The organism is Amycolatopsis sp. NPDC114505 (assembly GCF_055633615.1).
Genome location: NZ_JBVKDV010000001.1, coordinates 851,264 through 873,578 on the forward strand (window position 1 = coordinate 851,264; position 22,315 = coordinate 873,578).

The 22,315-nt window shown below is 68.7% G+C and carries 16 protein-coding genes and 3 pseudogenes; 10 read left to right on the top strand and 9 right to left on the bottom strand.

Annotated elements, in window-relative coordinates; all coding sequences use genetic code 11:
- Nucleotides 1-41: 41 nt before the first annotated feature.
- A complete protein-coding gene (locus tag ACZ7OU_RS04360) occupies nt 42-215 on the bottom strand; it encodes a hypothetical protein (RefSeq protein ID WP_470239766.1) in 174 nt (57 codons plus the stop codon).
- A gap of 213 nt (nt 216-428) precedes the next feature.
- Complete coding sequence (locus ACZ7OU_RS04365) at nt 429-2,087, bottom strand: thiamine pyrophosphate-binding protein (RefSeq protein ID WP_470240767.1); 1,659 nt, start codon at nt 2,085-2,087, stop codon at nt 429-431.
- 135 nt (nt 2,088-2,222) lie between these two features.
- Between ACZ7OU_RS04365 and ACZ7OU_RS04370 the strand changes: the two genes are divergently transcribed.
- Together ACZ7OU_RS04370 and ACZ7OU_RS04375 are read left to right on the top strand one after the other, a co-directional pair.
- Nucleotides 2,223-3,503, top strand: coding sequence for a hydroxyacid-oxoacid transhydrogenase (locus ACZ7OU_RS04370; RefSeq protein WP_470254205.1), 1,281 nt, complete (start codon nt 2,223-2,225; stop codon nt 3,501-3,503).
- The gene (locus ACZ7OU_RS04375) at nt 3,497-3,910 is read left to right on the top strand and encodes an acyl-CoA thioesterase (RefSeq protein ID WP_360664126.1); all 414 of its coding nucleotides are present in this window, start codon (nt 3,497-3,499) and stop codon (nt 3,908-3,910) included. Before ACZ7OU_RS04370 ends, ACZ7OU_RS04375 begins: the two co-directional genes overlap by 7 nt.
- A 235-nt stretch (nt 3,911-4,145) precedes the next feature.
- Here the strand turns inward: ACZ7OU_RS04375 and ACZ7OU_RS04380 are convergent, their stop codons facing one another.
- From ACZ7OU_RS04380 to lanKC, 4 genes are all read right to left on the bottom strand, one after another.
- Nucleotides 4,146-6,191: an ATP-binding cassette domain-containing protein gene (locus tag ACZ7OU_RS04380; protein ID WP_470254206.1), complete on the bottom strand. Its 2,046-nt coding sequence runs from the start codon at nt 6,189-6,191 to the stop codon at nt 4,146-4,148.
- A complete protein-coding gene (locus ACZ7OU_RS04385; RefSeq protein ID WP_470254207.1) occupies nt 6,188-7,855 on the bottom strand; it encodes an ABC transporter ATP-binding protein in 1,668 nt (555 codons plus the stop codon). The genes ACZ7OU_RS04380 and ACZ7OU_RS04385 overlap by 4 nt, the downstream gene beginning before the upstream one ends.
- 128 nt (nt 7,856-7,983) lie before the next feature.
- Nucleotides 7,984-8,130, bottom strand: a complete 147-nt coding sequence (locus ACZ7OU_RS04390; RefSeq protein ID WP_470239771.1) for a SapB/AmfS family lanthipeptide — start codon at nt 8,128-8,130, stop codon at nt 7,984-7,986.
- Between the two features lie 39 nt (nt 8,131-8,169).
- Nucleotides 8,170-10,734, bottom strand: coding sequence for a class III lanthionine synthetase LanKC (gene lanKC, locus ACZ7OU_RS04395; RefSeq protein ID WP_470254208.1), 2,565 nt, complete (start codon nt 10,732-10,734; stop codon nt 8,170-8,172).
- Nucleotides 10,735-11,181: 447 nt separating this feature from the next.
- On the opposite strand from lanKC, the gene ACZ7OU_RS04400 reads away from it, so the two are divergent.
- Nucleotides 11,182-11,547, top strand: coding sequence for a hypothetical protein (locus ACZ7OU_RS04400; RefSeq protein WP_470239773.1), 366 nt, complete (start codon nt 11,182-11,184; stop codon nt 11,545-11,547).
- A gap of 22 nt (nt 11,548-11,569) precedes the next feature.
- Nucleotides 11,570-11,941, top strand: coding sequence for a hypothetical protein (locus ACZ7OU_RS04405; protein WP_470255879.1), 372 nt, complete (start codon nt 11,570-11,572; stop codon nt 11,939-11,941).
- Here ACZ7OU_RS04405 and ACZ7OU_RS04410 read toward each other — a convergent pair.
- Complete coding sequence (locus ACZ7OU_RS04410) at nt 11,931-13,799, bottom strand: glycosyltransferase family 39 protein (RefSeq protein WP_470254209.1); 1,869 nt, start codon at nt 13,797-13,799, stop codon at nt 11,931-11,933. The two genes, ACZ7OU_RS04405 and ACZ7OU_RS04410, sit on opposite strands and share 11 nt — an antisense overlap.
- A 298-nt stretch (nt 13,800-14,097) precedes the next feature.
- On the opposite strand from ACZ7OU_RS04410, the gene ACZ7OU_RS04415 reads away from it, so the two are divergent.
- The gene (locus ACZ7OU_RS04415; RefSeq protein ID WP_470240769.1) at nt 14,098-14,769 is read left to right on the top strand and encodes a S1 family peptidase; all 672 of its coding nucleotides are present in this window, start codon (nt 14,098-14,100) and stop codon (nt 14,767-14,769) included.
- Nucleotides 14,770-14,811: 42 nt separating this feature from the next.
- Here ACZ7OU_RS04415 and ACZ7OU_RS04420 read toward each other — a convergent pair whose 3' ends face one another.
- Complete coding sequence (locus ACZ7OU_RS04420; RefSeq protein WP_470254210.1) at nt 14,812-14,946, bottom strand: hypothetical protein; 135 nt, start codon at nt 14,944-14,946, stop codon at nt 14,812-14,814.
- 60 nt (nt 14,947-15,006) lie between these two features.
- A pseudogene (locus tag ACZ7OU_RS04425) lies at nt 15,007-15,183 on the bottom strand (alginate lyase family protein); the annotation flags it as partial.
- Nucleotides 15,184-16,057: 874 nt separating this feature from the next.
- On the opposite strand from ACZ7OU_RS04425, the gene ACZ7OU_RS04430 reads away from it, so the two are divergent.
- The 5 genes and pseudogenes from ACZ7OU_RS04430 (at nt 16,058) to ACZ7OU_RS04450 (ending at nt 22,306) form a co-directional block, all read left to right on the top strand.
- On the top strand, nt 16,058-16,420 hold the full coding sequence (locus ACZ7OU_RS04430) for a very short patch repair endonuclease (RefSeq protein WP_470254211.1): 363 nt from the start codon (nt 16,058-16,060) through the stop codon (nt 16,418-16,420).
- 288 nt (nt 16,421-16,708) lie between these two features.
- Nucleotides 16,709-18,004 carry a DNA sulfur modification protein DndB gene (locus ACZ7OU_RS04435; RefSeq protein WP_470254212.1) on the top strand — a complete coding sequence of 432 codons (1,296 nt, stop codon included), beginning with the start codon at nt 16,709-16,711 and terminating at the stop codon, nt 18,002-18,004.
- A gap of 109 nt (nt 18,005-18,113) precedes the next feature.
- Nucleotides 18,114-19,262, top strand: coding sequence for a DNA cytosine methyltransferase (locus ACZ7OU_RS04440; protein WP_470254213.1), 1,149 nt, complete (start codon nt 18,114-18,116; stop codon nt 19,260-19,262).
- Nucleotides 19,263-19,314: 52 nt separating this feature from the next.
- A pseudogene (locus tag ACZ7OU_RS04445) lies at nt 19,315-20,561 on the top strand (cell division protein FtsK); the annotation flags it as partial.
- A gap of 383 nt (nt 20,562-20,944) precedes the next feature.
- Nucleotides 20,945-22,306: pseudogene (locus tag ACZ7OU_RS04450) on the top strand (replication initiator).
- Nucleotides 22,307-22,315: the final 9 nt, after the last annotated feature.

Here is a 22,315-nt window from a genome sequence, read left to right on the forward strand (position 1 = left end):
CGAGCAGGGCGGACAAGCCGTCTTCACCCGGGAGGGGTGAGCTATTCGCCACTCGCCGGGCGCAGGCCCTCCGCGCTGAAGGGCGACCGCCAGGTGGTGTCGCGCTCGGCGGCGACCACGGCGTCGTCGTGGGCCTCCGCGCTGGCGCTGAACAGCACCGGTACGACGCCCGAGGACTTCCGCGATGGTTCGGATGCGTGCTGGTGATCGGTCACGTCGAAACTCCCCTCGTTCCCTGCCCGCTTCCCTGCGGGTCATGACCGTGATGGTGCCATGCGGCACCGACAGAAACCGGTTGTTTCCCGCCGGGACCCGGCCGGGAAGGTTCAGCGGCGAACCACCACCGGAACAACGTCAGATTACCTGAGCCACCGCCGTGCTACCACACAACTTCCCCGGCGTTTTCCGAAGCGAAACCGAGCAAACCCTTACTGGGCGGGCGGTTGCGGACGTGCTTGTCCGAGCAGGGCCGAAAGCCGCACGTCCGGAGTCACGACGTCCGGGTCGGTCCGCACGTCGATGACGCACGGCCGCTGCCGCACCAGCGCGCTGGCGATGATCGGCTCGAGCTCTTCGCGATCGTCCACCGTGTACCCGGCCGCGCCGAGACCACGCGCCCACGACGCGAAGTCGGTCAACGGGATGGACACTCCGGACAGCCTGCCGTGTGTGCGGGCCTGGTGCATGGCGAGCGCTCCGTGCACGCCATTTTGGAAGACGACGACCATCACCGGCGCCCGGTAACGGACGGCTGTCTCGATCTCCTGGCCGGTCATCAGCGTCCCGGCGTCTCCCACCATGGCTACCACGGTTCGCCTCGGTTCGGCCAGTTTCGCCGCCACGGCGGCCGGCACGGCGTAGCCCATCGCGGCGTTGCTTGGGCCGAGCTGGCTGCGTGGCGCGGTGAAGCACCAGTACCGGTGCATGAACTGCGCGAAGTTGCCGGCATCGCTGGTCACGATGGTGTCTTCGGGCGCCAGTTTCCGCAGCGCGCGGACGACGTCGACCGGGTGCACCCGCGTGTTGCCGCTGGTGTCGGGCGGAGTCATGAAGGTGTGGACGGCCGCGTTCGCCGCCGAAGCCCGCCTCGTCCGCGGCGACGCCACCTCCCGCAGCTCCCGCAGGAACGGCTCGACCTCGGAGTCAACGCGGAAAGTAAGACCGCGCCGCCGCGAGCTGACGTCGATCCCGGTGCCGACCAGGATCAGCGTCTGCTGGGCCGTCGGGTAGCGGTAGGCCTGCGTGGTGACCTCGTCGAGCTGGGTGCCGAGCGCGAGGACCAGGTCGGCCCGTTCCAGCGCGTCCAGCTGCCGCGCCGGGATGCCGAGCCCGAGGTGACCGGCGTAGCGCGCGTGGTTTTCCGGGAAGGCGTCCTGCCGCCGGAAGGCGTTGTAGACGGGCAGCGCGAGCTCGTCGGCGACCGCGATCAGCTCGTCGCGCGCGGACCGCGCCCGCCCGCCGACGATGACCACGGGGTACTTCGCCTCGTCCACCAACTGCGCCACGGCGTCCGCCGAACGGCCCAGCGTCCCGGAAGCCGGCGGCCGGACCCGCGCCATCGGCTTCGCCGCGTCGTAGGGCATCCCCCAGATGTCGCAGGGCACGCCGAGCACGACCGGCCCCGGCCTGCCCTCCTGCGACGTGGTCAGCGCGTGCGCGAACAGCGCCGGCAGGCTGTCCGGGTCGGTCACCCGCAACGTCGACTTGGCGATCGACTCGAACATCGCCGTCAGGTCCGACGTCGGCAGCTCCCCGGACGACGACGGCATCGGTTCGGTCGCCGGCGTCTCCAGCAGCACAACCATCGGGGTCTCGTCCTGGTACGCCGTCTGGACGCCGATCGCCAGGCTCGCGGCGCTCGGCCCCCGGCTGGCGAGCAGCACCGCGGGCCGCTCGGTGAGCTTGCCCTCCGCCTCCGCCATGAACGCCGCGCCCGCGTCGTGACGCGCCGAGACCAGCGTGATCTCCCGCTCGCGCTGCAGGGCGTCGAGCAGTTCCAGGAAGGACTCGCCGACCACCGCGTACACGCGGCGGACCCTCGCCTCGGTCAGGATCCGCACGGCCGTCTGGGCGACGGTCGCTCCCAGTTGGTATCTAATGAGGAGAGCTTAGGCGGGCACCGTTCAGTGCAGTCAAGTGATCTTCGCCGAAACCCGGTAAGGATGGACTGAATGTCCGCTTTGACCGACTGCTAGCCGATCAAGGGAGCGAGGACCGCAGTCTTGACCGCGACCGAACATGAAACCGTTTTTACTTATGGCGCACCGGCGTTGAAGTACGGCACCGGCGCCAGCGACGAGATCGGCTACGACCTCACCCAGTACGGCGTGCACCGCGTGCTCGTCGTAACGGACCCGCAGGTCGCCTCGACGGGCTGGCCGCGTCGCATCGCCGACGGGATCGCGGGCTACGGCATCGAAACCGAGATCTTCGACGGCGTACACGTCGAACCCACCGATGTCAGCATGCAGAAGGCGCTTGACTTCGCCCGCGGAACCGGTCCGTACGACGCCTTCGTCGCCGTCGGCGGCGGGTCGGCCATCGACACCGCCAAGGCCGCGAACCTGCTCACCAGCAACGACGGCGAGCTGATGGACTACGTCAACGCCCCGGTCGGCGGCGGCCGCGCGCCGGACCGCCCGCTGAAGCCGCTGGTCGCCGTTCCCACGACCACCGGCACCGGCTCGGAGAGCACCACGGTCTGCGTGCTCGACGTCCTCTCCCTGCGCGTCAAGAGCGGGATCAGCCACCTGCGGCTGCGCCCGACCCTCGCCGTCGTCGACCCCCGGCTCACGGTCAGCCAGCCGGCCGGCGTGACCGCCGCCAGCGGCATGGACATCCTCTGCCACGCCGCGGAGAGCTACACCGCGAAGCCGTACACCGAGTTCGAGCGCAAGCGCCCGGAGCAGCGCGTGCCGTACTGCGGCGCGAACCCCCTGGCCGACATGTTCGCCGAGCAGTCGCTGCGGCTGCTGTCGTGGGCCCTCCCCGCCGCCGTGCGCGACGGCGACGACCTCAAGGCCCGCGAAGCCATGGCCCTGGCCGCGACGTTCGCCGGGCTCGGGTTCGGCAACGCCGGCGTCCACATCCCGCACGCCAACGCGTACCCGATCGCCGGCCAGGTCAGGGATTTCCACCCGGATGGTTACCCGGGCGAAGAACCCATGGTCCCGCACGGCATGGCCGTGTCCCTGACCGCGCCCGCCGCGTTCCGCTTCACCTTCGACGCGGCGCCGGATCGCCACCTGCGCGTCGCGCGCCTGCTGGCGCCCGACTTCGAGTGGCCCGGCGACTTCGCCGACCACCTGCCCGCGGTGCTGATCGACCTGATGCGGCAGATCGGCATCCCGGACGGCATCGGTGCCGTCGGCTACACGGAGTCCGATGTGGACTCGCTGGTCGAGGGAACGCTGAAGCAGCAGCGGTTGCTGGCCACCGCACCCCGCGAGGCGTCCGAGGATGACCTGTCCGGCATCCTGCGCGAGTCGGTGTCACTGTGGTGAACGGGTACCCGCACTGGCAGACGGTTCCGTTGCGCTGGAAGGACAACGACGTCTACGGGCACGTCAACAACGTGGTGCACTACTCGCTGATGGACACCGTGATCAACACGTGGCTGATCGAGCAGGGCGGCCTCGACATCGAAGCCGGGGAGGTGATCGGGCTGTGCGTCGAGTCGCACTGCGGGTATCACTCATCGGTTTCCTTTCCTGGAGCGTTGCGAGTGGGTTTGCGCGTGGCGCACCTCGGGAAGTCCAGCGTGCGCTACGAGATCGGCATGTACGCCGCCGACGAGTCCCTGGTCGCGGAAGGGCACTTCGTGCACGTCTTCGTGGACCGCGAGTCCCGCCGGCCGACACCGCTCGCCGGCAAGCTGCGTGAGGCACTGGAAGCACTGCAACCCGGATGACGTCGACCGCCGGCGGTTCACCTCCTCTCTGACGGTGCCGGTTCCGGGCCGGTTTCTTCCCGCGCTTCCGATCATGCATCACGGCACCGACAGAACCGGCCGAACGGCCCGAGTTATCCACAGGCGACGTGAAGATCGGCGAGTTGTCCACAGATTCGCGACGAGGGGTTCCGCGACCGCCCGGCCGCGATAATCTGGAAGCTCCCCATGAGATACGTCCACAGTGGACGGGAAGTCAGCTCACTCGAGCGGCTCGCGACACGGATGGCGACCTAGGCGTCGATCCGGTGGCACCGTTGTGAGAAGGCGGCCCGCCCGTGGCTCCGTTGCCGGCAGGCGTGCCGGCGGCGGTCCCCACTTCCACTGACGGACCAGCAGCAGCTGCGGCTTCGTCGCCGGCAGGCGCCCCGGCGGCGCTCGCAGATCCTGTGCCCACTGGCGGATTCGCAGTGGTGTGACCGTGGCCGGCAGGCGCCCCGCCCACGGTCGCGCCACTGTCCGCAGGCGGCGAGCCCCCGGTACCGGCCGGTTGGCCGCCTGCATCCGCGGTCGGCTCGGCACCGGTGGCTGGTTCCCCAGCCACCGGTGTCGCCCAGGCCTGCATGAGTTCGGCGTACCGCGCGGACCTGCCCACCAGGTCGGTGTGGTGGCCCAGCGCGGTCTCGCGGCCGTCCACGACGAGGACGCGATCCGCCCGCAACGCCGACGAAAGCCGGTGCGCGATCACCACCAGGACACCACCCCGCGCGGCGAAGGCCCGCTCCGCGCGCGCTTCCGACACCGGGTCGAGATGGGAGGTGGCTTCATCGAGGATCACGAATTCCGCCGGACTGGCGTAGACCCTGGCCAGCGCGAGCAACTGCGCTTCGCCCGCGGAGACGCCTTCGCCGCCGTGACCGATCTCGGCATCGAGACCGCCGAGGCGGCGAAGCAACGCGTCCGCGCCCACCGCGTCCACGGCGGCCGACAACGCGTCATCCGGAGCTGACGACGCGAAGAGGCCGACGTTGTCGCGCACGGTTCCCGCGAAGACGTAGGCCTCCTGCGGGATCAGCGCTACGAGTTCGTGCCGGAGCGCCGCGGGCACGTCCCTGACCGGGACACCGCCCAGCAGTACCCGGCCTTCCTGTGGCGCCAGCATCCCGGTCAGCAAGCCGGCCAATGTCGACTTGCCGATACCACTCGGCCCGACGACGGCGAGGTGCTCCCCCGGCCGCAGGCTCAGGTCCAGCCCACGGACGACGGGCTCGGCCGTCGCGCCCCAGCCGAACGTCAGGCCGCGGACCTGGACGTCGGTGCCGCGCGGGATCGCCGTGCCGTCGGGAACGACGGGTAGCTCGGTCGTCTCCGCCAGCCTGCGAAGCGCGACCAGCAGGCGCAGGACGACGGTGCCGGCCGTGGCCGCCAGACCGCGGAGGGCCGGTTGCATCGTCGTGGCCAGGTAGACGAGCGCGCCGAGCGCCGCGCCCGCGGTCAGTTCGCCGCGAGCGACCAAGCCCGGAGCCAACGCCAGCGCGAGCAACAACGGGACGAACCCGCCGAGCGAGATCACCAGGGACCGGAGGGCGCTCGACCGCGCCACGCGGATCGCGGCCGTCGCCTGCTCGTCGACCGCGTCGTACATCGCGAGCGCGGCGATCGGCTCGGCACCGCAGGCCACGATGTCGCGCATCCCGGCCAGGGAGGCGCCGGCCGTCGCGGCCGTGTGCTCGTCGGCCAGCGCCAGCGCGCGCTGGCGGCGGGCGAGAGAGGGAAGGAGGCAGACGAAGGCGGCCAACGAGACGACCACCGGCACCGCGACCGGGAGCACCAGCGCACCGGCGACCGTCACGAGGCCCGCGAGCGCGGACGCCGTCGTCACCAGCATGCCGCGGGCCTGCACCAGCAGGCCGGCGGTCGCATCACGGACCACTTCGACGTGCTGGGTGATCCGGGCGACGCCGCTGGAGTCCGGCTGGTTGCGCGGCGGGGACTCGTCGTGCAGCACGCCACGGACGACCGCAGTCACCAGAGCGTCACGAAGCGGCTCGACCACCCTGCCGAGCTGGTGCCACACCATCCGCGATCCGAACGCGCCTAGCACCGCGGCGAGTCCGAACAACGCCAGCCAGCCGAGGCCGGCCGCCGGGTCGCCGACGGAAAACCCCCGATCCACGGACAGCTCGACGAGCCGTCCCGAGAAGAAAGCAGGTACGCCTTCGAGCACCGAACACACGAGCAGCACCACGCCGCCACGCCACTGCCCGGCGAGAGCGGACCAGTACAACCGGTGCAGGCTCACTCGTCGTCCTCCGTGAAGACACCGCGGTATCCGGGCTCCTGCCAGAGGGCCGCGTGCGGTGCCACCGCGCGGATCCGGCCCTCCTCGAGCCAGGCCACCAGGTCGGCGCGGGCGGCGGTGCCCGCGCGATGGGTCACGACGACGCGGGTGCGGCCCGGCAGGACATCAGCCAAGGCGCGCTCGACCGCGGCCTCAGTGACCGTGTCGAGGCTGGCCGTGGCGTCGTCGAAGATCAGGACGCGCGGGCTGTGCACCATCGCGCGGGCCAAGCCGAGGCGCTGGGCTTCGCCACCCGAAAGCGGCGTCTCGGCCAACGGCGTGTGATAGCCGTCGGGCAAGCGGACGATGACCTCGTCGACCTGCGCGGTCCGGCACGCAGCACGGACGGCGGACTCGCCGGCCCAGGTGCCGTAGCCGACCGCGTCGGCGACTGTGGCGCCGAGCAGCGCCGGCCGTTCGAAGGCGTATCCGACGACCGCGCGCAGTTCCTCGCGGCGGAGGCGCTCGAGCGGACGGCCGTCGAGGAAGACCTGGCCTTCGTCAGGCGTGATCAACCCGCCGAGTACGCCGGCCAGCACGGACTTGCCCGCACCCGACCGGCCGACGACCGCGAGGAAGGTGCCGCCCTCGATGCGCAGGTCGATCTCCGCCAGCGCGCCGGTGACGCCGACGTGGCGGAGGTCGACGGTGCCGTCGCCGGGCAGGAGCGGGAGCTTGCCGCGCACGGCTTCGGGCTCGTCGAGAACCTCGACGAGCCGTTCGGCGCAGCCGCGCGCCCGGGACAGCATGGTGAGCAGCGGGATCTGGGTGACCAGGCCGAGCGCGAGGGTCACGTAGCCGAGCGTCGCGACGACGTCGCCGACGCTGAGCCGGCCCGCGAGCACGCCGAAGCCGGCCGCCGCCAGCACGGTCAGCTCGACCGCCGGTGTCAGAAGTCCGGCGCGCCAGACCATGCGGGCCTGTGTGCGCCAGATGCCGAGCCCGGCCGTGCTCAGCTTCGGCAGGGGCCGCAGCACGCGCTCGGCTTCGCGGTCGGCGGTGCCGGACGCCGCGATCGTGCGGAGGCCGGCGACCGCGTCGACCATCCGGGCGGCGAGTTCGCCGGAGACCCGCTGGTAAGCGAGAACGTCGTCGGCGGTGTGCTTGAGGTGGCTGCGAGCAAGCAGCAGTGCGAACGGGATGCTGCCGAGGAACACGAGCGCCAGCCGCCAGTCCAGCAGGGCGAGCAGCACCACTGCCCCGGACGAGATGACCAGCATCGAACCGCATTGAACGACGATCGTCACGATGCCGCCGGCGCCGACGCAGTCGCCGGTGAGCCTGCTGATCGCGTCGCCCTCGGCGAACTTCGATCGGGTGCCGAGCGTGAAGAGCTTGTCGGAGAGCGCGCGGCGCAACCACGCGGCGGCGGTCGCGGACACGCGGGTGGTCAGGATCCCGCCGACGACGTCGGCGGCGATCTCCGCGCCGCCGACGAACAGCAGCCAGGAGACCTCACGCCCGCTCGGGCGGCCCGCCACCACGGCGTCGACCGCGGCCGCGAGCGCGCCGGGAAGGAGCAGGCCGGCCGCGGTGGCGACCAGGGCCGTACCCACGATGGCGGCGAGTCGCGGTCGGTCGAGGCCGGCCACCCGGGCCAGCAGCCGATCGGCGGAGCCGCGCATCTCACTCCTTCGGATGAGTTACCACCGGGGCGGTTCCGGGGTCAGAATGAACGTGCGGGAGCGGCGCACTTGGCCTGTGCCGCTCCCGCACTGTTCACCTCGGCACTACTTGCCGGCGAGCTGCCAGGTCAGTGGCAGGTCAGCAGGCTGATCGTGCTGTTGGTGCAGGAGGCCAGCAGGCTCAGGTTCGACGGCGCGTTGCCGCCCCCGCCGCCGTGACCACCGTTGAGCACCTCGGGGGTCTCCAGGGCCTGCAGCTCCAGAACGAGTTCCATGGTGTTCCTTTCCTCGGTTTACTTCATGCCCGCCGGTCATCAGTGACCGGAGGTGTGGGGGGACGGCGCGCCGCCCAGGAAGGGCAGCACCTCCTTGCCGTCCAGGAGGGCGGCGAGCGCGAGGAGGATCCCCGCGCTGCCGGTGGTGACGTCCATCGACAGCCGCAGCAGCTGGTTGCCGGGGAAGGCAAGGCCGCCTCGGAACGGCACGGCGTACCAGGCCAGGCGGGCCAGGTGCAGGTCGATCGCGTCGCGGACGCGCTGCTCGGGTTCGGCACCCATGCCGAGGGCGACCGCGAGTCCGAGCCGGCCGTAGAGCAGGCCGGGATGGATCACGAACTCGCCGCGGCACGACTGACGCAGCTCGGGCAGGCTCTCGCAGGCGACGGCGTCCGGCCGGTGCCGCGCCAGCTGCTCGGCGACGAGGAGGATCCCCGCGCTGCCGATACCGGCGTACGGGAGCGTCCGCGATGCGCCGTCACGAACCTGCAGTGACGCGTCGTCGGCGAGCACGCATTCTTCTAGGTCACGGCGCAGCGCCTGGTCGGCGAAGGACAGCCACGCCGGCTCGCCGGTGCGCTCAAAGAGCCGGACGAACAGCAGCGCCGGTCCGGACCAGCCGGACAGCAGGCCGGCGCGGGCGAAGTTCGCCGGAGGCGCCGCCGTCTCCAGCGCCTCGGCCAGCCGGACGGCCGTGGTCAGTGCCTGGCGGCCGAACTCGTTGTCCTGCCGGACCGTCGCGAAGTGCAACATGCCCAGCCCGATGCCGGCCAGGCCGCCTTCCAGAGCGTGGTCGGTCGTCTGCTCGACGAGCCGCGCGGACGACGCCAGCAGCTTGGTCGCCTCGTCGTGGTGGCCGAAGTTCTCCAGCACGTAGGCGATGCCGTAACTGCCGTCGTAGAACCCGGGCCGGGTCGGCGGCTCACGACGGACCGAATCGATCAGCCAGCGCTCGTGTTCGGGGAACCGGCCGGCGCCGATGACGTCGAGGGCGTGCAGCACACCCGCGGCACCGACGCCGAAACAAGCGCCGCCGACCCGGAACTGCTCGATGTCACCGGGGAACAGCCGGTCCTGGCGCTCGGGTGTCGCGCTGGCCAGGATCGCTTCGGCGATCTGCTTGCGGACCAGCGGCCAGTCGGGCTTCTCCTGGTCGAGCTCCGTGTGGACCGGTGCCGGCTCCGCGGGAGCGTCACGCGGGGCCAGCACCGTGACTGCGGCGTCCGCGTAACCCTGGGGCAGCGCGAACCGGCGTTCGACGAAGTCGGCGATGCCACGCAGCTTCGCCGGCGCGAGCTCCGTCAGCTGCGAGAGCGGCAGGAACAGCCACAGCCGCAACGCCGCGATCGCGTGCTCGTCGATCTCGAAGCCGGTGCGGTCGGCCGGTGCGCGGAACCCGGGTGCGCCCAGCGCCGGGCGGTCGTCGGACTCGACGTCGAAGGCCATCTCGAAGTCGATCAGGGAGATCCGGCCGTCGTCGTCATCGTCGATGAGGATGTTCAGCGGGTGCAGGTCGCCGAAGACGACGCCGCGGGCGTGGATCGCCTCGATCGTCTCCTCGACCTTGGCCACGACGTCGAGCGCGCGCCGGGCGTAGGCGGCCAGGTCGGCGTCCGTCGTGTCGCGCCTGGTCAGCGGGTAGTTGAGGGCCAGCCAGTTGCCCAGCGAATTGCCCGGCATGTACTCCATGGCCAGGTAGTGGTGCTCCCAGACCGTGAAGTGCTCGAAGACCCGCGGCACCCCGGGGACGTCGGCCAGCCGGTCGAGCACCTCGTGCTCACGGCGCAGCCGGGCGACGGCGTCGATCTGGGCGCGGTCCAGGCCGGCGTGCGGACGGGCTTCCTTGAGGACGACCTCGTCGCCGCCCGCCTTGGGGTCGGCGAGGTAGACGCCGCCACCGTTCGAGAAGTGCAAGGAGCGCGTCACCCGGTAGGGGAACTGACTCGGGTCGCCTGCCTTACGCGCAGCGATACTGCTCTGCAGACACGCCGGAATCTTCACCCAATCGGGGACGGAGAAGGTCGGCTCCCGCTTGTCGGGAACGAGCCGGCCATCCGGCTTGCGGATCGCCAGGACGCGGTTGCCGTCATGCTCGACCCACTGCTCGACGAATCCGCCGTAACGGACGTAGAGGGGGCCGTCGCCGTATCTGAGGTCGCTCAGGATATAGGCGCCGTGCTCGCCTTCGAGCCGGATGGCCAGATCCTCGAGAACACGCCCCAGCTCGTCTTCGTCAGCCGGGTAAATGGTGATGAGCTTGGCGCTGCCGTCACGGGGGGCGTATTTCGAATTCCGGGCGAGCAGGATCATCAGCGAGCGCAGGTGCTTGTAGGAGATCCGGTGCTCGACACAGTACTCGTGCACCTGCACGAGCACGCGCCGCGCATTGTCCAGACCAGCGGAAACGTGGATTTTCCAGCCCTGAGCGGGAAGTTGACGGCTCTCGGGACGCAACGCCCGCCAGACCCCGCGGTCGGCCGTGACCCAGCCGGTGGCCGGCGCCGGCAGCACCTGGGAAAAATCGTCGACCGGCGCGCCGATTTCCTGTTGTTCGTCGTAGAACAACGGGTCGGCGAAGCAAAATGCTTCGTAGCGCAGGTCCATCGAAGATACCCCTCCGTGTTCCCCCGGGCACCTCGGCTCCGGGGACGAGGAATATTCCCCCATGCCGGACGGCCTCGCGCCTATCCGCCAACCCGGGGGTTCAACTGGGCTATCCGAGGTAGGTAAAAAGGACCCTTACCAGTCGGTAGTCGAACCCAGCGTGATTCTTGGCCGATGGCCAACCACCCTGTCGGGGTGTAACACGAAGCCTTTTACAACATTCCCGCAGGTCCACACCAGGATAACACGGAATAAAGCGCCGAATTGGCACAATGCCATCAAGACAGTTTGGTGATCAACTAACCCGTCCCGGCCGCACCTCGTCGGTCCGGATCGTCCACTGTGGAGCGGTCCAGGTGGCGCACGCCACGCCCGCGGCACCTCGGCGGACGGCCCCGCCGGTACTACGGAGTAAGTTGGCGGCCGGCGGACCGGAAGGAGGAACGGGTGATCTTCGGATTCGCCGTGACGGTCGCCGTGGCGGCCACGCTCGTCGCGCTCTGGAGCTTCGTCCAGTCGGCCCGCAACAAGCTGCCGGACAAGCCCCTCCTGATCGGGATCGCGGTCGTCGAGGTCCTGCTGGTCGCCCAGCTGGTGATCGGGATCGTGCTGCTCGCCGGCGGTGACCGCCCGGGCAGCCTGGCGACCTACCTGGCCTACCTGATCGGCAGCCTGGTCGTACTGCCGGTCGGCGCCGCCTGGGCGCTGGCCGAGCGGAGCCGGTCGAGCACCGCGGTGCTCGGCATCGCCTGCATCGCCATCCCGGTGATGGTGCTGCGACTGAACGAGGTGTGGAGTGGAGCAACAGCGTAGGACGGCCTCCGGCCCCGGACGGGTGCTCGTCGCCGTGTACGCGATCTTCGCGCTGGCCGCGACGTCGCGGGCCGGCGTCCAGATCAGCACGAAGTTCCACGAGGCACCGCTCGCCTACCTGCTCTCGGCGTTCGCCGCGGTCGTCTACATCGTCGCGACGATCGCGCTGGCCAAGCGCGGCGACGGCTGGTGGCGCGTGGCGATGACGGCCTGCTCGATCGAACTGCTGGGCGTGCTGACCATCGGCACGCTGAGCCTGGTCGACGCGGCTGCGTTCCGGCACCCGACCGTCTGGTCGGTCTACGGCGAGGGCTACCTGTTCATCCCGCTCGTGCTGCCGGTCATCGGCCTGTACTGGCTGCGCCGCAGCGCGCCGTCGAAGGTCACCGCCTGACGCCGCAGTCGAACAGCACCCCGGCGGTGGCGGCGTCCGGGCCGATCCGCGCGGGTGGCACCGGACGGCAGTGCTGGGCCTCCCACACGATGCGCCGGGTCAGCTCGCCCGCGTCCCCCACCGCGGCCGTCGGCTGCTTCGAAGCGCCGCGGCCGATCTCGAGGAACACCTGCGGCAACAGCACGAACCGGAGTTTCCCGGTCGAAACCCACTGCGGCAGGTCAGCGGCGGACGGCGCCGGATCGAACCCGATGTAGCCGCCCAACGGCGCCACGCGCGCGTCGGTGTTCAGCAGGAACGGGTCCGCGCCGTACGTGCCGCCCTCGACCGCCAGGACGACTCCCGTGGACGACGCCTGCGCGTAAGCGAGCACCTCCCGCTGACCAGGGCTGAGCCGGTACGCGTCGTCGATGAACCGGACGTACCCGGCCTCGGCGCCGGCGCCGGTGTTGATGCCGACGACGGTGCGCACCGCGTCAGTCGACGGCGGCCCGGCACCGGGATCGGCGGTCTCCAGCACGCTGACCGGCCGTAGCGCCGTGTCGACGACGAAGGCCGTGGGACCGGCCACGACGGCGGCGAGCCCGATGACGATCGCGACGCGTGGAGCCCGCAGGAGCACCGCGACGACGGCGAGGATCGCCAGCGCGAGCACGGTGTACCGCAGCCACGGCAGCCAGTCCGGCGTCCGGCCGAGGAGGACGAACGCGAGCAACGCCGTCCCCACCACGGCGGCCGGCAGCACGAACCGGACCGGTCCCGAGGAGCGCTGCCACCGCCAGGCCGTGGCCAGGCCCGCCGCGGAGAGCGCCGCGATCGCCGGGGCGAGTTCGGCGGTGTAGTACGCGTGGAAGATGCCGCCGGTGAACGAGAAGACCGCGGCGCCGGCGACGAGCCAGCCGCCCCACAACGCCCAGCCCGCCTTCGTGCGCGGCGCGGCACCGCGAGCGCGGAACGCGGCGACGACCAGCGACCCGAGCGCGAGCGGCAGCAGCCAGGCGATCTGCCCGCCGACCTCGGCGTCGAACAGCCGAAGCGGACCCGCGCCGCCGCCGAGTGCCGCGCCGACCGTGGCGCCGTAGCCACCGCCGACCCCGGTCGAACCGCCGACCAGCCGCGTCACGCCGTTGTAGCCGAAGGCCAGCTGCCACACCGAGCCGTCCGTGGTGCTGCCGACGAACGGCTTCGCGCCCGGCCACAACGTGACTACGACGGGCCAGGCCAGCGACACGACCAGCGTCACCCCGCCGGCCAGGCCGATCCAGGCGAGACGACGGCCGCGCGCCCCGACGAAGTACGCCAAAGCCAGGCCGGGCAACACGATCCACGCGGCGAGCATCTTCGTCATGAACCCCAGTCCGACGAACACACCGGCCCACACCAGCCATCGCGCGTCGTCGATCGCGCGGGTCACGCAGTAGGCGGCGAGCAGCAGCAGGAGCACCAGGAGGGTGTCCGGCAGGTTGTCGCGGTTGATCGCCGCGGTGATCGGCGTCAGCGCGAACAGCGCCGCGGCGAGCAACGCGGTCCGCGGGCCGGCCCAGCGGCGCACCACCCGGTCCAGCACGAACACGGCGGCCACGCCTTCGATGACCTGGACCAGCGCGATCGCCCAGGGGTGGAAGCCGAACACGGCCACGCCGAGCGTCTGGGTCCAGAACGCGAGCGGCGGCTTGTCGACCGTGACGACCCCCGCCGGGTCGAAGCCCGCGAAGAAGAACGCCGAGACGTCGTGCGACATCGAGTGCACGGCGGCGGCGTAGTACGGCTGCAACGGCCGGCCCAGCGCCCATCCCCACAGCACCGCCGCGACACCCAGCACCGTCCCCAACGCGATCCGCTCGGCCTTCGCCGTCATGGCTCCCCCTCCGGTTCCCCTCGGAAACGCTAGGACGGCGCGCCCCCGGAGTCCTCAAGCTCCGGATTGAAGTGGCCTCCACCCGTGGGTTGAGCGCGGAACAGTACGGGAACTGCACGTAGCCCATTCGGCGAGATAAATACGGATACGACCGGACTTTCGTCGGTTCCGGACATTCCCCGCGAACTCGGACACTCATCTCGTTCGGTCCCCACCGGCTTTCCCGTGCGGGTTCTCCGCACGAAAAGGAGTGAGCGTGAAATTCGGCAAGTTCGTGTTGCTGGCCGCTAGTACCGCGCTGGCCGTCGTCGGCCTCGGCGGCCCGGCGACCGCCCAGACCACCCCGCAGGCCCAGCCGTCGATCATCGGTGGCAGCACCGCCTCGAGCGGCCCTTGGGCGGCCCGGCTGTTCGTGAACGGCCAGCAGAACTGCACCGCGACGATCATCGCGCCGCAGTACATCCTGACCGCGAAGCACTGCGTCAGCAGCTCCGGGACGTACACGTTCCGGATCGGCAGCCTGGACCAGACCAGCGGCGGCACGATGGCCACCGGGTCGACGATCACCAGGAATGCGAGCGCTGACCTGGCGATCGTCCGCCTGACGACGTCGGTGAGCGCGACGTACTCCCCGCTCGGCGCGGTCGGCGACGTGGCGGTCGGCCAGAACGTCTCGGTCTACGGCTGGGGCGCGACGAGCCAGTGCGGCTCCGAGATCAACTGCCAGTCGCGGTACCTGAAGGTCGCGACGGTCCGGGTGAATTCGATCGGCTGCAGCGACTACGCGGGCGGCGTCGCGGTGTGCGCGAACCGCGTCAACGGCATCACCGCCGGCGGCGACTCGGGCGGCCCGATGTTCGCCAACGGCCGCCAGGTCGGCGTCGCGTCGACCAGCGACCGGTCGAACAACACGGCGTACACGAACATCACGCGTTATCGCAGCTGGATTTCTTCGGTAGCAGGGGTCTGATTTCCCGGAAAGGGCCCGGCCGCGCGGCCGGGCCCTTTGCCGTCAGGACGTCGAAATGTCGTCGAGCTGTTCCGCGGCGGGCCGGACCGGGTAGAGATCGCCACCCGGCTGGACGGGTACGCGCGGCAAAGCGGTCCGCGCGGCTTTGTCACCGGCGTCGGCTGCCGCGTGCAGCACGTCCAATGCCGCGTACTGCCGGAAGTCCAGCTCGGGATAAGACCACTGTCCGGTCGTCGCACCCGGAATCAGGAAGTCGACGGCTTTGAACAGCGTCGCGCCGCTGGGTGCGGTGTAGTGCCACAGGTCGACGCCGACGTGCTTGCCGATCTGCGCGAGCCGCGTCAGCGCGACGAGGTTGAAGTTGGAGTAGTGCCAGCTGCGCGTCCGGCTCGCCTCGGCGGACGAACCTGTCAGTGCGGCCGGGGCAAGTGGTCGTTATGTCCGCACAACTGGCAACGGCCGGCACCACGGGTCGTTCGTCCCGAGCACGACGCCGTCGCCACGGCAGGCCGCTGACCAGGGAGTTTGAGTGGGCCACCTGGGGCTCAAGCCCAGAACCTACGGAGAATAAGCCCAGGTCAGCGGCCAGTTCTCGCCATCTGTCGATACCAGTCTTCACCTGCATGGACGGCCGCGTCAAACGATCATGATCGGTCGCTGATTCTCGTCGTTCGGCGTCGTTTCCCGGGGGAAACCGGGGAGATGATCATGCCTTCTTCGCGGCTCTTGCTGCCAGCTCGCGCCTACCTACTCTACCGCCCACAGCTCCCCCACCATCCCGATACGAAGCCAGCACGCGGCCGGTGGCGTCGGGTCAAGGCACGCTTCCCAGCCTTGACGCGGCGTCACCGGCCGTTGTCACGATCAAGCTTCGAGATGGTGCTTACCGCCGACCGGGCGTAACACGGTGGCGTCTGACGGCGACCCGAGTTGTACGACTCATCGGCGAGGGAGGGCTCGACGTTGGCTGAATGGCTCAGACACGCCGTCGGCGGGCGGCGCTGCGCAGCTGCACCGAAGGCGGCCGCGCCGCTCGGCCGGTCGGCAGAGCGGAGCGGAGCCGGCCGTGCCGGGCTCGGGCGTGGCCGCCCACGTGAGCAGCTACGCCAGGCGACCAACGCGCCGCCTGGTGGCTCGCCCTTGATCCCATAGAGCCAAGTTCGGCAAGACGAGATGGCGGCAATGGACGACACGCGCTTCGAAGCAGCAGCCGAGTCTTCCTGAGATCCTGAACCATGACACAAGCACAAGCCGCCCTGCGCGCGTCGTCTGCAGCGGCACGAAGCGGATGGTGGCCAACCGACGGCGCGACACCGGACCGGAGCTAGCACTACGCCGGGAGCTTCATCGTCGAGGCATGAGGTTTTGGGTCGACTACGCGGCCCTCTCAAGTAATCGACGAAGACGAGCAGACATTATCTTCACAAAAGCAAAGATCGCCGTCTTCGTGGACGGCTCCTACCGGCACGGCTGCCCAGTGCACCGGACACATCCGACCACCAACTCCGACTACTGGCACACCAAGATCGAAACCAATCAGGAGCGACACGCCGACACCGACCAGCGACTTCGCAACGCAGGTTGGACGGTATTGCATTTCGGGAACACGAGGCGGCAACGGCGGCAGCAGACGTCGTCGAGGTCACCCTGAGGTCCACACTCGAGGCTGGCACCGCACGGCCGAAGAGCGCAGTACGTCCTTATCGCTGCGAGCAGACCGTGCCCATCTCCGACTCGGACGCCACGAAGATCCCCCCGCTATCTACTCGAGTAGTAACTCAGACTTGACTTGGCGCCTCAAGCACGCTTAAATGACAAAGGTCCCGGACGAGACGTCCGGGACCTTTGCTCGAGCTCACGACCGAGGGTCGCGACACTGCTGATTGGCGTCTTCAGTGTAGCTACTCCGAAGTCGGTAGCCAATCACTAGGAGATGTACATGACACAGCCGAATACGGCTTCAAAGGGCATCGACCCGAGCAAGGCGGCCGGTATCCCGTGCCTGGTCGTCGATGACCAGACTGTGCTGGCCACTCTGGCTCTCAGTCACTTGCTCCAGCTCGTGCCGGACCCCACACAGTTCGAGGACAAGCGCGCTCAGCATGCGCTGTTCACCAATCCGGCCCTGTCGGACCTGGCCGAGAAGCGCCAGGAGGTTCAGCGGTACTTCACTGGTGCGAAGAAGTCGAACCTGCCGAAGTACGCCAGCTTCATCTTCGAACGGGTCGAGGCGCGAACGCACCGCGGTACTCCCCCGATCTGCCTCGGGACGTCGTCCAAGCTCACCGTCGTGGAGGGTCCAGAAGGCACCGCCAAGGTGGCCATCCCGTTTGGACGCTACTTCCTTGCGGTCGACGGAGAGACGCAGCGGGCCGCCTGGACGCTCGTTTCGCACCGCGTGTACGAGATGGTTCAGGCTGGCTTGGCGGAGGAGGAGATCCTCGAGAACGTCCGGATCCCGGTCGAGATCCACCACGGCCTGTCCGTCGAGGCGCTGCAGGCACTCTTCTACGAACGCAACGTCCTCGGCGCTAAGGTCAACGTCAACGAAGCGATCTCGAAGGATCAGCGCGATCCGGCGACTAGGATCGTCCGAACGATCATGGCAATGGCGATCACGCAGCCGAACGGCCAGAGGGTGCCGATCAGCAGCGTAGTCATGCAGCAGAGCCGCCAAGTAGGTAAGAAAGCTCCTGAGTGGATCACGCTGAGTGCACTGAGGACATTGGTCGTCACGACCATGTTCGGACGTTCAGGACTGCAGTACGGCGCCAAGCCGGTACCGCCGTTGGTGAACATCGACGAAGAGGCCGTGGGCACTGAGCTTGCATACATCGTTCACGCGATCTTGCAGACCTTCGCCGACAAGTTCGCCGATAAGGAGCGATACCTGATCGGAGCACCATCGATCATGGCGGGCATCGGTGTCGCCGCACACCAGGCCGTGACGAGCATGCCGCGTTCATCCGAACAAGGCCCGCTGACGCTGGACCAGCTGCTGGCCAGCCTCTCCGAGGTCAGGTGGGACAAAGAAGGCGGCTTCTGGGAAGGCATCGGAACCCGGAAGACCCCGAAGGGCGCGACCACTGTGGCCGGCCCGAAGGAGGTCGGCTACGCCGTCTCGGATGCACTGGATGGGACAAATCGCACTACAGCGGCGCAAGTGCGAGGTCTTCCGACTCCGCAGCAGGAGCTGGCTGGTTCACAGCAAGTACTGAGTCCCACCCTCAACTGATAGGTCGATAGCCGACGCGGGCTGGCCAGCACATCCAGACGGCCAGCCCGCGTCGGCGTGTCGTGATCCCTACTCCAATCCCACTCGGCGCTGGCCGTAAGATCGTAAGGTGCAGTCAGGTAGCCAGTCAGCGGAGCAACATCCTCTTCGTAGCAGCGAGAGGCCAGACTTCGAGCTCGGTGACCCTGCCGTCCGAGTCGTTGACCTGTTCAGCGGCTGCGGCGGCCTGACTCTCGGTGTTGCACAAGCGGCTCGCAGCCTCGACATGGCTCTCGACGTCGCGCTAGCGGTAGACATCGAGATGCCGATGGTCGAGATATTTCAACGAAACTTCCCAAAGGCACGAACTAAGACATCAGACATTGCCGAGCTGATAGACGGTCGGGTTTCTGCACCTCTCACTAAGAGTGAGAAGTCTCTTAAAAAGAGCGTAGGCTCAATCGATATCCTGGTAGGCGGACCTCCCTGTCAAGGACACAGCGACCTAAATAATCACACTCGTCGCAGCGACCCAAAGAACGAACTTTACCTTCGCATGGTTCGGGCGGCAGAGGTTTTCAAGCCAAAAGTTATATTGATCGAAAATGTTCCTGCAGTTCTCCACGATAAGACGAATGTCGTCCAACGAGCAGTGGGCGCACTCAAGGTCCTTGGTTATAAAGTCACTGATGCAGTCATCAAACTTGATCAGCTTGATGTCGCCCAGCGGCGCAGACGCCACATCTTGGTTGCAGCAAAAGGCAGAATGCCATCGCCGTCGCTGATACTTGGAGAGATCGCAACGAGGCAGGGCTCCAGCAGGGACCTCTCATGGGCGATCGGAGACCTTGCATCGCTCAAAGATCCAAATGGATGGGACAAGCCGTCACGCGTCAGCCCCGAGAATCTAGGGCGCATGGAATGGCTCATTCAAAACGGCAAGTACGACCTCCCAAACTTTATGCGACCGAAGTGCCACCAGCAAGAACATAGTTACAAATCAATGTATGGACGTCTCAAGTGGTCCGAACCCGCACAGACGATCACCAGCGGATTCGGAAGCATAGGCCAAGGGCGCTACATGCATCCTGACCTGCCCCGCGCATTAACTCCACATGAGGCAGCCCGCATTCAAGGCTTCCCAGACTACTTTTCTTTTGATAAAATTTCACGCCGCACGGTGCTATCGACAACCATTGGCAATGCGGTTCCACCCCCTCTCGCGCGCGCGGTGCTGACACCGTTCCTAAAACAGTTGAAGGCCAGCCCGTCTAGCTGATCTCCATGACATAACGCATCTCATAACGGTCCGCCGGGAAGAGGATTCCTGCAAGGTTATGTTTTGGCTGTTCTCGCAAGTCGTGATCCACTGGCGCACGTCGTTGACCGTGATCGCGGTCTACCTATGGTGCGTCTGGGTCGGCTGGGTCTGGCTCGTGGTCAACCTCGGCGGCCTGGCGCTGATCCTCGGCGTGTGGCGGCTGCTCGACGTGACCTCGTTTGACCAGTGGTGCGGCCGGCCTCTGCGGTCGTGGTGGCTGCGCTGGGCGGTCTATCACCTCAAGCTCCCGGGCTGGCTGCACGCCTGCGGCCTGAGCGTCCGCGACGCCGCGCTGCCGGTCGAGGTGACCGTGAACCTGGCGGGGCGCCGTAAGGCTTCGCGGGCGACGGCTCGACAGTCCGGGGTGCAGGTCCCCAAGGTCCTCGGCGTCCGCTCCGGCCCGTCGTGGGATGAGGTCCGGGTGCAGCTCGTTCCCGGCCAGAAGCCCGAAGACTTCGACAACGCTGCCCGTGCGCCGGCCTCGGCACGGAAGGTCGCGCTGCCAGGTGCGGGAGCTGGAGCCGAACGTGGTCTCCGTCGACTTCCAACGACGCGACCGGCTGGCCGCGCTCGTTCACTCCCCCGCGCTCCCTGAGGGGCAATCCGCGGTGGACCTCCGCAAGGTGTGGGCCGGTCGCACCGAGTACGGCCACGACTGGCGCGTGCCGGTGCTCGGCTCCGGCGCGCACTACCTGACCGCCGGTGCGTCGGGCGCGGGCAAGAACTCGGTGATGTGGTGCCCGCTCGTTCGCCGCGGCCCCGCGATCCGCTCGGGCATGGTGCGCATGTCCGGGATCGACCCGAAGGGATGGAGCTCGCCTACGGTCGCGGAATCTTCGCCCGGTACGCGGTGTCGGGGGAAGGACGCGCTCGAGGTACACGACGGCCTGGTCGAGGAGATGTGCTGAACACCCAAGGGCGGGCGCTCAACATCTCCGTACGCGGCTATGTGCAGGAACCGACCAAGGACACCCTCCCGGTCCGGGAGTTGTTCACCCGCCGTGTCTGCCTGCGCGTCACGTCGAAGACGCACGTCGGCATGGTCCTCGGCGACGGCGCCTATGAACGGGGCGCGTGGGCCAACCGGATCGGCGACAGCGAAGCCGGGGTCGGGTTCGTGTGGGGCGAAGGCATCCGCGAACCCCTACGTATCCGCGCCGGGTGGGTCTCCGACGAGACGGTCAAGGCACTGGAGCACTACGTCACCAACGGCGGCACGGCTCGGCCCGCATTGGCGGCGAGGGGGTGGCTGCGTGAACCGGCTCATGGTCTTCCTGGACACGATCCGGGACCACCTCGACCTGCACCAGCTGCCTTCGGTGGCGACGTTGACCGTGCGGACGTGGTCGGACCCACTGACGGTCCAGCTCGACGCACACCGGCTGCCCGAAGTCGCCGGGGCCTTGCTGGCCTGGGCCAACACCCATGATGACGTGTCGGCCTCGCTCTGGCGCCCCTCGGACGGCGACTCGGTGCACCTGTCGGTCAACGGCCGGCCGCCGTGTGGGCATCCCAGTGCACGTCTGCAGCGGCGTTGTCTACGACCCGGCCGTTTTCCCGGACCTGCCCGCCGGACAGCGGCAGAACATGCCCGTGTTCCAGCTCCGCCAATGGACCCGCCGCGGGGAGGTGGCCGCCTAATGACCGACCAGCAACAGACCCAGCCAGCCGGAACGCGGGCTGAACGGATGCGGACACCGCTGGCTGCTGATGTGATCCGGGCGACGGCGGAGAAGCACGGTGTCTGCGTCCGACCGTTCACGATGGAGGTCGGCGACACCGAGACCGGCGAACTCCGCTACGTCCCCGTCCCGTGTGGCTCCGCCGTCGAGTCAGTGTGCCTGCCATGTGCGCGGAAAGCGAAGGCGCTTCGGCAAGCCCGTGCCGTGACGGCTGGTACCTGACTGAAGAACCCAACCTCACCCCCGGGCCACCAACGGAGGACCATAAGGAGCTGCTGACCTACCGGGCTGACCTGGTCGCGGCCTACCGGGGAGGTGGTTGAGCACGACCAGGCGGAGGAACTTCGGGAGGAGGTCGCCGGTGTTGATGCGGAACTTCGGCAACTCGGGATGCGTGGTCGGCTGCCCGCTCTCAACGTCCCGACCAAGCGGGCGGTGAAGCGGTCGACTCGGCGTCGGCAGGATGCGCCGAACCTGCCTCGCTCCGCACCTGCACGCGGCGATCCGCGGTGCAATCCCACACGACGTCATCCGCCAAGTCACCGAAGCCACCTACCACCAGGTCTGGTGGCCGTCGCACGACCAAATCGTCTACGTCGACCGGCTGCCGGTCTGGGACCGGACACCCGGGCGTTCCTCGACCCGGACACCCGGCAACCGCTGACGTCGTGGGATGACGCGGTGGAGGTGGTCGAGGTTCCGGCGCACGTCGTCACGTTCGGGCGGCAGGTGCACTCGAAGGGCATCCTCGGCGGCACCGAAGAGGCCGGCCGCCACATCGGCTACCTCACGAAGTACCTGACCAAGTCCGCCGGCGAGGTGGTCGAGGCGGACACGGCACGCCTACGGGATCACCACGCCCGGCTCCACGCCGAACTGTCCGTGACACCGTGCTCGCCTCGGTGCGCGGTCTGGCTGCTCTACGGGATCCAGCCCAAGGGCGCAAGCAGCAAGATCACCCCGGGGCACTGCAAGGGGCGGGCTCACCGGCGGACGACGCTCGGGCTGCCCGGCCGTCGGGTGCTGGTCTCGCGCAAGTGGTCGGGCAAGACCCTCGACGACCACAAGGCCGACCGGCAAGCGTTCGTCACGCAGGCGTTGGCCGCGATCGGGATCGAGAAACCGCAACCGGACCCGGCCCGGCTCGTGTGGCGAAAGGTCGAGCCCGGTGACCCGCAGGTCCCGCCCCGGCCACACCTGGTCATGCGGGCGATCGCCGAGCGGATCACATGGAAGGCCGAGTACGACCGCGCACTACTCGCCGCCGCCGGACCGCCAGGGGACGGTCCGGAAACTTCGGCAACTCAGCTCGCGGCTTGATCTGGAAGG

What these genes read in the sequence shown, in the direction of transcription:
- ACZ7OU_RS04385 (WP_470254207.1), bottom strand. Translation starts at nt 7,855, where the DNA reads ATGCGCGGCTCCGCCGATCGGCTGCTGGCCCGGGTGGCCGGCCTCGAC.
- ACZ7OU_RS04390 (WP_470239771.1), bottom strand. Translation starts at nt 8,130, where the DNA reads ATGGAACTCGTTCTGGAGCTGCAGGCCCTGGAGACCCCCGAGGTGCTC.
- ACZ7OU_RS04430 (WP_470254211.1), top strand. Translation starts at nt 16,058, where the DNA reads ATGGTGGCCAACCGACGGCGCGACACCGGACCGGAGCTAGCACTACGC.
- ACZ7OU_RS04410 (WP_470254209.1), bottom strand. Translation starts at nt 13,799, where the DNA reads ATGACGGCGAAGGCCGAGCGGATCGCGTTGGGGACGGTGCTGGGTGTC.
- ACZ7OU_RS04435 (WP_470254212.1), top strand. Translation starts at nt 16,709, where the DNA reads ATGACACAGCCGAATACGGCTTCAAAGGGCATCGACCCGAGCAAGGCG.
- lanKC (WP_470254208.1), bottom strand. Translation starts at nt 10,734, where the DNA reads ATGGACCTGCGCTACGAAGCATTTTGCTTCGCCGACCCGTTGTTCTAC.